The sequence below is a fragment of the Ensifer sp. 4252 genome (assembly GCF_050434565.1).
GTDB lineage: Bacteria > Pseudomonadota > Alphaproteobacteria > Rhizobiales > Rhizobiaceae > Ensifer.
On sequence record NZ_JBNDIU010000010.1, the window covers coordinates 183,635 to 195,873 of the forward strand.

The window sequence follows — 12,239 nt, forward strand, 5'->3', positions numbered from 1 at the left end:
CATTCGAGCAAATTGCATCAAATGCGAGCACAATAGAGCATTACAACAAAAACGTGCTTTGTTCCGACACGAACCGGGCGGTTATCGCGCCCGGCTCTTATTTCTTGCGCATGTCGTTATCGCAAAACCGCTACGCACTTTTGCGCGGCATGCGTTAGCCGAAGACCCGGCTGAAGATCGTGTCGACGTGCTTGGTGTGGTAACCGAGATCGAACTTTTCACGGATGTCAGCTTCCGACAGGGCCGCACGAACCTCAGCGTCGGCCAGCAACTCCTCGAGGAAGTCTTTGCCCTGTTCCCAGACCTTCATCGCGTTGCGTTGAACGAGGCGATAGGCATCCTCACGCGACACGCCGGCCTGCGTCAGGGCAAGCAGGACGCGCTGCGAGTGAACGAGACCGCGGAACTTGTTCATGTTCTTGGTCATGTTGTCGGGATAGACGAGCAGCTTGTCGATCACGTTGGTCAGGCGCGCAAGCGCGAAGTCGAGCGTTACCGTCGCGTCGGGGCCGATCATGCGCTCGACCGAGGAATGCGAAATATCGCGCTCGTGCCAGAGGGCCACATTTTCCATGGCCGGAATGGCAAAGGCGCGGACCATGCGGGCAAGACCCGTGAGGTTTTCCGTAAGCACCGGGTTGCGCTTGTGCGGCATGGCCGACGAGCCCTTCTGTCCCGGCGAGAAGTATTCCTCTGCCTCGAGGACTTCGGTGCGCTGCAGGTGGCGGATTTCGGTTGCCAGCCGCTCGATCGACGAGGCGACGACGCCGAGGGTGGCGAAGTACATCGCATGACGGTCGCGGGGAATGACCTGAGTGGAGACCGGCTCCGGCTTCAGACCAAGCGCCTTGGCGACGTGTTCCTCGACGCGCGGGTCGATATTGGCGAAGGTGCCGACGGCGCCGGAAATAGCGCAGGTCGCGACTTCTTCACGGGCCGCGATAAGGCGCTGCTTGCAGCGATCGAACTCGGCATAGGCGAGCGCCAGCTTGACGCCGAAGGTCGTCGGTTCGGCGTGAATGCCGTGCGAGCGGCCGATCGTCACCGTATCCTTGTGTTCGAAGGCGCGGCGCTTCAGCGCTTCCAGCAACTTGTCCATATCGGCCAGAAGCAGGTCGGTTGCGCGCACCAGCTGTACGTTGAAGCAGGTATCGAGGACGTCGGAGGATGTCATGCCCTGGTGGATGAAGCGGCTGTCGGGACCGACGAACTCTGCCAGATGCGTCAGGAACGCGATGACGTCATGCTTGGTGACGGCTTCGATTTCGTCGATGCGGTCGACGTCGAATTTGGCAGCGCCGCCCTTTTCCCAGATCGTCTTTGCAGCATCTTTCGGGATCACGCCGATTTCGGCCAGCGCATCGCAGGCATGGGCCTCGATCTCGAACCAGATGCGGAACTTGGTTTCCGGCGACCAGATGGCCACCATTTCCGGTCGGGAATAACGGGGGATCATGGGCTCTCAGCTTTCGTCATCAGTGGAGGATGCTGTGCCTCTAGCAAAGATGCCCGGCAAGCTCAACGTTGTTGACGGCCTTGCGAGCCCGCAAGCCACAGGCTGGCGGCCAGAAGTGCGACGCCACCGACGGGGAGATAGAGCCGGACGCCAAGAACCAGGAACTGGTAGAAGGCGACGAGCGAGGTGAAGCCGAACTGGTAAAACCAGGTTCGCGTGCCGGTATGGGCATGCCAGCGGGCGTAGAAGACGCGATAGTCGAGCGCAAACAGCATCGCCGTCACTGCGATCGTGCCGAGAGACAGACAGAGCAAATAGGCGGCAAACCGGGTTTCGGCGGGACGGCCGAGCGTTGCGAAACGCGCGAGGAAAACGGCGAGCGGCCAGGCCAGCATGCCACCGAGCCCATACATCACCAGCAGTTCCGCCAGATGGAAGGTCAAGCCGCTCTCGCGCAGCCAGAGTGCTGCCCAGGCGGACGCGACCATCACCAGGCCCCAGGCTGGTGTGCCGAAAACAAGTTCGGGCGCGGACGGAAATGCCCGCACGAACCGCGATCGCTTCGGGGCCGGCGCAGAAGCGTATGCTGATTTCACGTCAGCCCCGGCGCCCGCGTCATTCATTTTGCGATCCGGGTCGGAACCGCAATCCATCGTCCGTCGGTGGTCCCCTCGAACCCGAGCGATTTGACCAACACCATGACGATGTGGGTCTGCGTGCCGTCATCGTTCATGTGGGTTACCGCACCGCCAATGCGATAGCCCGTGGGGCAACGACGGCTTTCCGGTACACGGGTGTCGTCCTGCAGCACATCGCTTGCCGGCTTTCCCGCCTTCACCGTCATCGACAGCCGGAAGCCTTTGACCTCCTTCAGGAAATCCTTGCACAGCCCCCCGGGCTCGAAGCTTTTTTCCTCGAGTACCAGACCGTAGGTTTCGCGGAAAGCTTCGTCGGCAGCAAAGGCATCGTAGGTGAGAGCCAATGGCGTTGCGTTTGCTTCGGTAATCGGGTTGTAGGCGGCAAGCAGTCCCGGCGCGTCGGCAAGCCTGTAGGCGTCGATCAAGGGGGCCGCGCGGCGATGCGCCTCGTGTCTCGTCCGGTGCAGCGGAGCGCCATCCTCGCGACCGACCGCTCGCACCGGCGCACCGGGTAGAAACGTGTCGTTGCGGGTATCGATGACGTAGATCGTGGAATAGGGGAAACCCGAACCGTCCTGAACGCCGTATTCCTCGAAAGCAAAGACATTGCCGTCGGAGGAAAAGCCGATCGGCTGGAATGCAGCATAGTCACCGGCCGATGCCGGCGACGCGACAAATGTAACCGCCGCCAGGAGGAAGAGCCCCGGCGCTGCCGGGCGCGAGATCATCAGCGGGCCTTTTCGGCGGGGGTGCGGATTGCCTGGATCGCGGAGCGATAGGCATCGACCGACTCCCCCTTGAAGATCGCCGAACCGGCGACGAGCACGTTTGCGCCGGCGCCTGCCGCAATCGCTGCCGTTTCGGGCGCAATGCCGCCGTCGACTTCGATCTCGATCGGCCGGTCGCCGATCATCGCCTTGATCCGGCGGATCTTTTCTGCGGTTGCGTCGATGAACTTCTGGCCGCCGAAGCCCGGGTTGACCGTCATCACCAGCACCAGATCGACGGTGTCGAGCACATATTCGATGGCGCTTTCCGGCGTTGCCGGATTGAGCGAAACGCCGGCCTTCTTGCCGAGCGACCGAACGGTCTGCAGCGAGCGGTGCAGATGCGGCCCGGCTTCGGCGTGAACCGTCAGGATATCGCAGCCGGCCTTGGCGAAGGCTTCGAGGAAGCTGTCGGCGGGCGAGATCATCAGGTGGCAATCGAAGGTCGCTTCTGTGTAGCGGCGCAGCGACTTGATCACGTCGGGGCCGAAGGTGATGTTCGGGACGAAATGGCCGTCCATGACATCGAGATGGATCCAATCCGCGCCGGCATCGACGACGTCGCGGACTTCCTGTCCGAGCTTGGAGAAATCGGCCGCCAGGATAGACGGTGCAATGCGGATGGGATGGGTCATGAGAGGCTCCGGCTGTTTCCCGCGCAATAGCACTCCGTAGCCGCGCAAACAACATGCGCCGTGCTAATCGCGCTTTAGCCGCGGCTCGACCAGCACGGCAAAGGATCGTTTTCGGCGGGCGTGGCGTCATGGACACCGCGGGCAATCGCGCGCGCCATGGTCGCTGCGGCCGCTGCACCGAGATCGAGGAAGTCCTCGAGCTCCAATGTCCTTCCGCTTGCGCCGGTGGCAAGCGCGAAGATGAGGTCGCCGTCGAGCGGCGTGTGTGCCGGCCACAGTGCCCGCGAGAAACCATCATGCGCAGCGATCGCCAGGCGCTTGGCCTCGGCCTTGGTCAACACCGCGTCCGTCGCGATGACCGCAATCGTGGTGTTGACGGCAGCCGACAGGTTGGGGCGCAGTTTCGTGCGGATATCCGATGCGTCAGCCGGCATGGGGTGGGGCAGGCCTAGCCCACCGAACTCATCCTGCTTCTCGAAGGGAGCAGCCCAGAAGTGCCTGGTACCGCCGACCGTCGCAGAACCCAAGGCATTGACGGCCACGAGCGCGCCGACCGTGACCCCGTTCGGCAGAACGACCGATGCGGAACCGAGACCACCCTTGAAGGTCGCGGTCAACGCACCCGTGCCGGCGCCGGTCGAACCGGTCGCAAAATTCTGGCCGGCCTTTTGCACCGCCTCATAACCAAGTTCGCGGTAGGGCGGAAACTGCCCCCAATCCTTGTCGCCGCCATTGATGAGGTCGAACAGGATGGCTGTCGGCACGATCGGCACCCGGTGCGGCCCGATTTCAAATCCACGCCCCATTTCCCTTAGCGCCGCCTGTGCGCCGGAGGCGGCGTCCAGGCCAAAGGCTGACCCGCCGGACAGAATGATGCCATCGATGGTCTGGACGGTGTTGTGCGGTTCGAGCAGATCGGTTTCGCGGGTACCAGGCGCGCCGCCGAGCACTTGGACGGCGGCCGTTGCCGGTGGATCGCAGACGATAGCGGTCACGCCCGATTTCAGGCGATGATCTTCGGCATTGCCGACAGAAAGGCCAGCGACGTCGGTGATCAGGTTACGTGGTCCAGGCAGCATCATTGCACTCCGGCGGCGTCGGCAACCGGCACGAAGCGGCCGCTCTGCCATTGCATCAAGCGATAGGGATTATCGGCGCGCTCATGCCCCGCATTGAAAGCAATCGGCCCGAGAACCGTCTGGTATGGGCCTTTGAGCAGCGCCTCCGCCAACGGTTTTTCATCCTTATCAGCCTGATCCTTGGCCTGCTCGAGAACAGACATGGCGCCGAATGCCTGCAGCACATAGCCGTCGGGCTCGATGCCGGCTGCACGCATGGCGTCCGCGACGGGCTTGCCATCGGACGACTGCGCCGCATCGGGCAACGTCAGCGCCAGGACACCATCGGTGAGCGGCACGGCCACGTCGGCTGCATTCAGCGTGTCACCGCCGAGCAAGACCAGGTTCGCGCCTTCCTCCTGCGCATCGCGCGCAATCACCGCAGTATCCTGCCGGTCGCCGCCGGTGAAGACGTGCGTGGCGCCGCTCTTGACGAGCCGTCGTACGAGATTGATCTGCTGTTCCTGGGCGGGGCGATAGGTATCGGTAAAGACGGGTGTCAGCCCGATTTCGCCGAGTGCTGTGCGCACGCTTTCGACCAGTTCGCGACTATGGATCGTCCCGTCGTCGATCAAAGCAATCGGCTTGTCCTTCCAGCGCGCAGTGATGGCAGCAACGACGGCTGCCGATTCGGCCTTGCCACTCGGCGCCAGGCGGAACAACGGCCAGTTCTTCTTGAGCACGTCTTCCATCAGGATGTCGGAGCGAACGCTCAGCGTTACCGCCGGTATATTGGACTCGGCGAGGGCCGGCAGCGTCGCGTCGAGGCTCTCGATGCAGAGGAACCCGATGGCCGCCTCTGCACCTGCTGCCAGAAGCGCCTTGGTCAGGGCTTCGGCACCGGCCGCGTCGCATGTTTCCGGGATGACGACGATTTCGCTGCCGCGATCGCCCGCCTGGAAAGAGGCGCCATCGATGATCTGTTTGCCGAGAAGAGCGAACGGGCCTTCCACGGGGGCAACGACCGCGACCTTGACGCCGGCAGCGGCGGCAGGTGCGGCTTGCGCCATTCCCGCTACGATGAGGCTCAAAACGATCGATCGAAGCATGCAATTCCCCGCTACTGCATAATTCCCAAGCTCGGATTGGTTTCAAGAAAAGATTATGCAGCGAGTCCAAAAATGCTACCGCAAACCTTGGCATGACCTCAATCACCCGCAGCGCTGTAGTGGCCGCATGTTTTAAGGATGTGGCCACCGGCGTCAAAGGAAAAGATGCAAGTGGAAACAACGGGCATCCGATCCGCGCCATGGCCATGTCGCGGATCTGCAAGAATCTCCGGCCGGCGGGTTTCATATTTTACGCTAGCGGCTATATGTGCCTGACATCGCCCGGAGAGAGATGTGTTGGAGAGAACCCGACTGGACCCGATAAGTTATCGCGACGCGATGAGCCGCTTGGCCGGCCACGTGCAACTCATCACCGCTGCCAACGGCGGCGAGCGCCGCGGCGTCACGATAACTGCTTCCTGCTCGGTTTCCGACAGTCCGCCCACAGTTCTCGTCTGCCTGAACGGCGCCAACCCGCGCAACGACATCTTTGTGCGCGGAGACAGCTTTGCGCTGAACCTGCTCGGCGACGGACATCGCGCGCTCGCCCACGCCTTTTCCGGCCGTGACCAGCTCGACATGGATCGCCGCTTCGCGCTCGGCCAATGGACGCAGCTGGCAACCGGTTCGCCGATCCTCGTCAATGCGACGGCCGCGTTCGATTGTCGGCTGATCGAAGTCAAGACCATTGCGACCCATCTGGTGCTGTTCGGCGAGGTCGTAGACGTCGCGCTTGGCCCGGCACGCCCGCCGCTCATTTATGTAGACCGCGGATATCACTCGCTGTAGGTTTCTGAAGAGGAGCGATCCATCCTCTAGGAAAGCATAAGAGAAATCCTGTAACTATCTGATATAAAGAATTTATATCAGATCCTAATGACTGAAACTGGCCGTGGCGGAGGATGCATGACGGCACCGGCGACAGGCGTATTGCCCCAATCCATCGATGAAACGATGGCGATGCTGGAGGCACAAGATTATCTCGCCGGCACGGCGCTTGCGACGGTGCTGTTTCTCGCGCTCCGGATGAAACGCCCGCTCTTTCTCGAGGGCGAGGCCGGTGTCGGCAAGACCGAGATCGCCAAGGTTCTGGCTCGCGCCCTCGATCGACCTTTGATACGCCTGCAGTGCTACGAGGGGCTCGATGTCGCCTCCGCTGTCTACGAGTGGAACTACCCGGCGCAGATGCTGGAGATCCGGTTGTCGGAAGCGGCCGGAGTGGTCGACCGGCGCAGGGTCGAAAGCGACATCTTCTCCGAACGATTTCTCATCCGACGCCCGGTGCTTCAAGCCATTTCGGCTGAGAGCGGGCGAGCACCGGTGTTCCTGATCGACGAGCTCGATCGTACCGACGAGGCCTTCGAGGCGTTCTTGCTCGAGGTCCTCTCGGATTTCCAGGTGACCATTCCGGAACTCGGCACCATCCGCGCCACTGAGCCGCCGGTTGTCATCATCACAACGAACCGCACGCGCGAGATCCACGACGCCTTGAAGCGGCGCTGCCTCTATCATTGGGTCGATTATCCCAGAGCTGCGCAGGAACTCGAGATCATCCGCCGCAAAGTTCCTGGCTGCAACGCCGACCTGTCGCGCGAAATCATCGGCTATGTGCAGCGACTCCGCACCATCGATCTTTTCAAGAACCCGGGTGTCGCCGAGACGATCGACTGGGCAACAGCCCTGACGGAGCTCGACCGGCTTGCACTCGACCCCGAAACGATCGCGGATACGCTTGGAACCTTGCTCAAATACCAGGACGACATAGCCAGGATCGACGGAGCCGAGGGGCGCAAGCTACTCGCCGAGGTCAAGGCAGAACTGCTGGCGGCTGGTTGACGATGGAGCCGGGAGAACATCTGCCAGATGGTGCCATTCTCCCGCCGATCCCGCCCGGCGACGGAAAGCTGGCCGACAACATCGTGTACTTTGCCCGCGCCTTGCGACGTGCCGGGATAAAGATCGGACCCGGGGCCGTGGCTGACGCCATCGACGCGGTGACCCTGATCGGCATCGGCGCCCGCGACGAGTTCTACGCCGCCCTCCAATGCATCTTCGTCAAACGCCATGAGGACCAGGCTGTCTTCGACGAGGCGTTTCGCCTGTTCTGGCGTTCGCGCGGCCTCGTCGAGAAAATGATCACGATGATGTCTCCGCTTGCACCGGAACGCGAGAGCGAGCGCCAGCGCCGACGGGCCGGCGAGACGCGCGTCAGCGACGCACTGATGTCCGGCCACGATGACGCGCGGCCGCCACGCGACGAACCCGAGATCGAGGTCGATGCGCGCTACACGGTTTCGGGCCGGGAGCTTTTCCGCAAGGCCGATTTCGCCCAGATGACGGCTACCGAGATCACAGAAGCGAGGCGGGCGCTATCGTCTTTGGTGCTGCCGCTCGACCGGGTGCGCACGCGTCGATACCGCACTTCCGCGCGCCAGATCCGAATCGATCCGCGCGCGACGATGCGCGACGCCATGCGTTTCGGCGGCGAACTGATCTTGCCGCGCTTTCGCGAACGGCGCCTCGTTCATCCGCCGCTGGTCGTGCTTGCGGATATTTCCGGATCGATGAGCCAATACACCCGCATCTTCCTGCATTTCCTCCATGCCTTGAGCGAAAGGCGCCAGCGCGTTCACACCTTCCTCTTCGGCACGCGGCTGACCAATGTTTCGCGGCCGATGCGAAACCGCGACCCGGATATCGCGCTCGACGAATGCATCTCCGCCGTCAAGGACTGGTCCGGTGGCACGCGCATCGGCGAAACCCTGCATGATTTCAACCGACGCTGGTCGCGGCGCGTCTTGGGGCAGGGCGCCATCGTACTCTTGATTACTGACGGGCTCGAGCGGGACGATACGACAGAGCTTGAGCAGGAGATCGATCGCCTGCATCGATCATGCCGTCGGCTGATCTGGCTCAATCCGCTGTTGCGGTTCGACGGCTTCAAGGCGCGGGCCCGCGGCGTCAAGGCGATGCTGCCGCATGTTGACGAATTCCGTGCCGTGCACAATCTTGAGTCCGTGGGCGAGCTGGTCAAATCACTGTCGGGTCAAAGATCAGGAGAGGCCGACCCTCGAAGATTCATGAACGAGCATCGCGCTGTGCTGGAAGGTAGGTAACATGCAGAGGTCGACCGACATCCTTGATCCGCTCGCCGTCGCAGAAACCTGGGCCGGCGAAGGACGCCAGGTGGCGATTGCCACGGTGATCGAAACCTGGGGATCTGCGCCGCGGCCAGTCGGCAGTCACCTGGTGATCGATGGCGCCGGCAATTTCGAAGGGTCCGTTTCCGGTGGGTGCGTCGAGGGTGCCGTCATCAGCGAAGCCGCTGATATTCTTGAGACGGGAAATCCGAAAATCCTCGAATTCGGCGTTGCCGACGAAATGGCATGGCGTGTCGGTCTTTCCTGTGGCGGCCGAATCCGGGTGCTTGTCGAGCGAGTTGACGGGTGAACCATGGATCTCACAACCCTTCAGGCATTGAATGCAGCCCGTGCGGGGCGGCAAGCGGCTGTCGTCTTCAGCGATCTCGAGACCGGCCAAAGTGTGCTCTGCGTCGAAGGTGACCGCTGTCCAGCCGAATGGACCGAGGCGATGGCGACAGCGCTTCGCTCCGGCAAACCCGGAATAACCGTGGCAGGCGGGCGGTCCTTTTTCCTCAATGTCTACCTCCCACCGCCGCGCATCCTTATTGTCGGCGCCGTCCATATCTCCCAGGCGCTTGCGCGCATGGCGCCCGTCGCGGGTTTCGACCTTGCCATCATCGATCCACGCACGGCCTTTGCGACGGCCGAGCGCTTTGCTGGCGTCGAACTGATAGCGGAGTGGCCCGACGATGTTCTCAAGGTACGGCCACTTGATCGGTTCACGGCCCTGGTCGCCGTTACGCATGATCCGAAGATCGATGACGAACCGATCCGGGCGGCCCTTGATGCCGGCTGTTTCTATGTCGGTGCGCTTGGCAGCAGAAAGACCCATGTTAGCCGCGTCGAACGCCTGCGTCGCCTGGGGCTCACCGATGATGCGATCGCGCGGATCAGGGCGCCCATCGGCCTCGACATCGGCGCGGCGAGCCCAGCGGAGATCGCCGTTGCTATCCTTGCCGAAATCATCGAAGCGCTGCGGCGTCGGGATATCATGTCCGGCAGCGAGGAGCATCGATGAGATTTGGAAGCCTCAAGCCGTCAGAGGCAGAAGCCGCAGTACTCGCACATGCGGTCAAGGCTGGCGATGTGCGATTGCCGAAGGGGCACGTCCTGACCTCAACCGATATCGAGGCCCTTGCGCAGGCAGGGATCAACGAGATTGTCGTTGCGCAGCCTGAGCAGGGCGACCTACTGGAGGATGAAGCGGCGGCACGGATCGCCGTGGCAATCGCTCCCGATCATCTGCGGTTCTCGGCCGCGGCAACCGGCCGCGTGAACATCTATTCGCGGGTACACGGACTGTTCGTCGCCACCCGCGAAACCGTCGACCGGCTGAACCGCATCGATCCGGCCATCACGCTCGCCTGCCTTGCAGACCACGTCCCTGTGCGGCCCGGCGACATGGTGGCGACCATTAAGATCATACCGCTCGCGGTGGCAGGCTCGCTCGTGCAGCAGGCGGAAACGCTGCTGCGCCAACAAGCAGCCTTCGAGGTCAAACCCTTCGCGCCGCGCGACGTGGCGCTAATAGCAACCGAGCTGCCATCGCTGAAGCGCCAGGTCATGGACAAGACCCATGCCGTGCTCGCAGCGCGCCTGAGGCAATCCGCTAGCCGGCTAACGACCGAGCGGCGCGTCGCCCATACGGAAGACGCCGTGGCTGTGGCCATCGGCGATTTGAAAGTCGATCACGACCTCATCATCGTCTTCGGCGCGGCAGCGGTTGCCGATTCGCATGATGTTATTCCGGCCGCCATCCGCCGTGCGGGCGGTACTGTCGATCATGTCGGCATGCCTGTTGATCCCGGCAATCTCATCGTGCTTGGCCGCGTCGGCACGGTGCCGGTAGTCGGAGCGCCCGGCTGTGCGCGGAGCCCGCGTGAAAACGGTTTCGACTGGGTACTCGATCGCATTCTCGCCGGCGAATGGCCAAGCCCGCATGACATTACCGGGCTCGGTGTCGGCGGCCTGCTGAAGGAGATACCCACCCGACCACAACCGCGCGAGCCAGTCGCCTCCACAGCACTTGGCCCCATGGAAACCGTCGTGCTGGCGGCGGGCCGCGCCAGCCGCATGGGGCCGGAGGGCGGCCACAAGCTGCTCGCGACCTTCGATGGTGTGCCGCTCATCCGTCGCACCGTCGTCAGCGCGCTTGCAGCCGATATCGGCCGCGTGATCGTTGTCACCGGTCACCGGGAGCCCGAAATCCGCGCAGCACTGGGCGATCTGCCGGTAACGCTCGTTTCCAATCCCGATTACATGTCCGGCATGGGGTCGTCACTGACAACAGGCCTTGCAGCGCTCGATCAAGGAGCGGGCGGCATGTTGGTGATGCTGGCCGACATGCCCGGGATAACAGCGAGCGACCTGCGTCGGCTCGTCGATACATTTATCGCTGAAGGTGGGCGTGCGGTAATCCGGGCAACCGCCGACGGTCAGCGCGGCAACCCGGTAATCCTGCCGCGCCAGACATTTGCCGCCGTCAGCCTGCTGGTTGGCGATGTCGGCGCAAGACATATCGTCGAGAGATGCGGACTGCCGGTGATCGACGTCGAGCTCGGTGCGGCCGCCCGGCTCGACCTCGACACGCCGGAGCAGGTCATCGCTGCCGGCGGCGTTCTGGAGGAGTGAAAGCGTGGATAATACTGCCATCGAAGAGATGTTCGAAACGCTCGGGCCGGTCACCATCAAACGCATGTTCGGGGGCAAGGGCGTCTATTTCGAAGGCATCATCTTCGCGCTCGAAGTCGACGGCGAAATATTGCTGAAAGGCGACGACAGGACGGGCGCGACCTTCGAAGCAGCCGGATCCAGGCAGTGGGCCTATAATGGCAAGGGAAAACCGGTGAAGATGCCCTATTGGAGCATTCCGGAAGAGGCATACGACGATCCGGACGAAATGGCGCGATGGGTCAGGCTCGCCTATGAGGCGGCGCTACGGGCCAAGAAATAAAGTCGCCCGCCGATATCTGACGCGGTCGACGAAGGAGATTTAGTCGGCGCCAACCAGCGCCTTCGTCTGCGCCCGAATGGCACGGACGGCGTCGGCGGCAAACCGCGAAAGCGGTTGGGGCAGGGCATCGAGATCATACCAGCCGATGTCGGACAGCTTGTCCGGTTCGGTCAGTTGCGGGTCGCCCGAAAAATCGTCGGTCACATAGATCATCGAGATCCAGTGCTGACGATCCGCTTCGATCAGTTGTTCGCTGAGGCAGAGAAAGCGGGTCGTATGGATCGACAGGCCGCTTTCCTCTTCCGCCTCACGGCGCGCAGCAAGTTCGCTGCGCTCCATGTGATCGACCTTGCCGCCCACAATGTTCCAGTGGCCGGCCTCGGGCGCCTTTAAACGCTTGCACAACAGCAGCTTGCCGTCGCGCATGATCGCTAGTCCGCAGCCAAAGCCCGGAAAGTCGATGCCTGGCCGACCCATAGG

General features: G+C 62.6%; 14 protein-coding genes. 7 read left to right on the forward strand and 7 right to left on the reverse strand.

Going from position 1 to position 12,239, the window contains the following annotated elements:
• Positions 1–154: 154 nt before the first annotated feature.
• From purB to ABIE33_RS19805, 6 genes are all read right to left on the reverse strand, one after another.
• Complete coding sequence (gene purB, locus ABIE33_RS19780; protein ID WP_429128359.1) at positions 155–1,456, reverse strand: adenylosuccinate lyase; 1,302 nt, start codon at positions 1,454–1,456, stop codon at positions 155–157.
• A 62-nt stretch (positions 1,457–1,518) separates the two neighbouring features.
• Positions 1,519–2,079, reverse strand: a complete 561-nt coding sequence (locus ABIE33_RS19785) for a hypothetical protein (RefSeq protein WP_429128360.1) — start codon at positions 2,077–2,079, stop codon at positions 1,519–1,521.
• A complete protein-coding gene (locus tag ABIE33_RS19790) occupies positions 2,076–2,822 on the reverse strand; it encodes a DUF2259 domain-containing protein (protein ID WP_429128363.1) in 747 nt (248 codons plus the stop codon). The genes ABIE33_RS19785 and ABIE33_RS19790 overlap by 4 nt, the downstream gene beginning before the upstream one ends.
• Positions 2,822–3,496, reverse strand: coding sequence for a ribulose-phosphate 3-epimerase (gene rpe / locus ABIE33_RS19795; protein WP_429128366.1), 675 nt, complete (start codon positions 3,494–3,496; stop codon positions 2,822–2,824). Before rpe ends, ABIE33_RS19790 begins: the two co-directional genes overlap by 1 nt.
• Positions 3,497–3,570: 74 nt before the next feature.
• On the reverse strand, positions 3,571–4,578 hold the full coding sequence (locus ABIE33_RS19800) for a P1 family peptidase (protein ID WP_429128369.1): 1,008 nt from the start codon (positions 4,576–4,578) through the stop codon (positions 3,571–3,573).
• Positions 4,575–5,663 (reverse strand): branched-chain amino acid ABC transporter substrate-binding protein, encoded by a 1,089-nt coding sequence (locus tag ABIE33_RS19805; RefSeq protein WP_429128371.1) that lies wholly within the window; start codon positions 5,661–5,663, stop codon positions 4,575–4,577. Before ABIE33_RS19805 ends, ABIE33_RS19800 begins: the two co-directional genes overlap by 4 nt.
• Positions 5,664–6,002: 339 nt before the next feature.
• On the opposite strand from ABIE33_RS19805, the gene ABIE33_RS19810 reads away from it, so the two are divergent.
• From ABIE33_RS19810 to ABIE33_RS19840, 7 genes are all read left to right on the forward strand, one after another.
• Positions 6,003–6,452: a flavin reductase family protein gene (locus ABIE33_RS19810; protein ID WP_429128485.1), complete on the forward strand. Its 450-nt coding sequence runs from the start codon at positions 6,003–6,005 to the stop codon at positions 6,450–6,452.
• Positions 6,453–6,569: 117 nt separating this feature from the next.
• Complete coding sequence (locus ABIE33_RS19815) at positions 6,570–7,499, forward strand: AAA family ATPase (RefSeq protein ID WP_429128374.1); 930 nt, start codon at positions 6,570–6,572, stop codon at positions 7,497–7,499.
• Between the two features lie 2 nt (positions 7,500–7,501).
• Entirely contained in the window at positions 7,502–8,779 is a 1,278-nt protein-coding gene (locus tag ABIE33_RS19820) for a vWA domain-containing protein (RefSeq protein ID WP_429128376.1), read from the forward strand.
• A gap of 1 nt (position 8,780) precedes the next feature.
• Positions 8,781–9,113, forward strand: coding sequence for an XdhC family protein (locus ABIE33_RS19825; protein ID WP_429128379.1), 333 nt, complete (start codon positions 8,781–8,783; stop codon positions 9,111–9,113).
• A 3-nt stretch (positions 9,114–9,116) separates the two neighbouring features.
• On the forward strand, positions 9,117–9,824 hold the full coding sequence (locus ABIE33_RS19830) for an XdhC family protein (RefSeq protein ID WP_429128380.1): 708 nt from the start codon (positions 9,117–9,119) through the stop codon (positions 9,822–9,824).
• Positions 9,821–11,437, forward strand: coding sequence for an NTP transferase domain-containing protein (locus ABIE33_RS19835; protein WP_429128383.1), 1,617 nt, complete (start codon positions 9,821–9,823; stop codon positions 11,435–11,437). The genes ABIE33_RS19830 and ABIE33_RS19835 overlap by 4 nt, the downstream gene beginning before the upstream one ends.
• A gap of 4 nt (positions 11,438–11,441) precedes the next feature.
• Positions 11,442–11,759, forward strand: a complete 318-nt coding sequence (locus tag ABIE33_RS19840; RefSeq protein WP_429128385.1) for a TfoX/Sxy family protein — start codon at positions 11,442–11,444, stop codon at positions 11,757–11,759.
• A 39-nt stretch (positions 11,760–11,798) separates the two neighbouring features.
• On the opposite strand, the gene ABIE33_RS19845 is transcribed toward ABIE33_RS19840, so the two are convergent.
• On the reverse strand, positions 11,799–12,236 hold the full coding sequence (locus tag ABIE33_RS19845) for an NUDIX hydrolase (RefSeq protein ID WP_429128388.1): 438 nt from the start codon (positions 12,234–12,236) through the stop codon (positions 11,799–11,801).
• Between the last annotated feature and the right edge of the window lie 3 nt (positions 12,237–12,239).

Bases quoted from the DNA above. Each gene is read 5' to 3' on its own strand.
- ABIE33_RS19785 (WP_429128360.1), bottom strand. From the start codon at position 2,079: ATGAATGACGCGGGCGCCGGGGCTGACGTGAAATCAGCATACGCTTCT.
- ABIE33_RS19810 (WP_429128485.1), top strand. From the start codon at position 6,003: ATGAGCCGCTTGGCCGGCCACGTGCAACTCATCACCGCTGCCAACGGC.
- ABIE33_RS19830 (WP_429128380.1), top strand. From the start codon at position 9,117: ATGGATCTCACAACCCTTCAGGCATTGAATGCAGCCCGTGCGGGGCGG.
- purB (WP_429128359.1), bottom strand. From the start codon at position 1,456: ATGATCCCCCGTTATTCCCGACCGGAAATGGTGGCCATCTGGTCGCCG.
- ABIE33_RS19815 (WP_429128374.1), top strand. From the start codon at position 6,570: ATGACGGCACCGGCGACAGGCGTATTGCCCCAATCCATCGATGAAACG.
- ABIE33_RS19845 (WP_429128388.1), bottom strand. From the start codon at position 12,236: ATGGGTCGGCCAGGCATCGACTTTCCGGGCTTTGGCTGCGGACTAGCG.
- ABIE33_RS19835 (WP_429128383.1), top strand. From the start codon at position 9,821: ATGAGATTTGGAAGCCTCAAGCCGTCAGAGGCAGAAGCCGCAGTACTC.
- ABIE33_RS19805 (WP_429128371.1), bottom strand. From the start codon at position 5,663: ATGCTTCGATCGATCGTTTTGAGCCTCATCGTAGCGGGAATGGCGCAA.
- ABIE33_RS19790 (WP_429128363.1), bottom strand. From the start codon at position 2,822: ATGATCTCGCGCCCGGCAGCGCCGGGGCTCTTCCTCCTGGCGGCGGTT.
- ABIE33_RS19800 (WP_429128369.1), bottom strand. From the start codon at position 4,578: ATGATGCTGCCTGGACCACGTAACCTGATCACCGACGTCGCTGGCCTT.
- ABIE33_RS19825 (WP_429128379.1), top strand. From the start codon at position 8,781: ATGCAGAGGTCGACCGACATCCTTGATCCGCTCGCCGTCGCAGAAACC.
- rpe (WP_429128366.1), bottom strand. From the start codon at position 3,496: ATGACCCATCCCATCCGCATTGCACCGTCTATCCTGGCGGCCGATTTC.
- ABIE33_RS19820 (WP_429128376.1), top strand. From the start codon at position 7,502: ATGGAGCCGGGAGAACATCTGCCAGATGGTGCCATTCTCCCGCCGATC.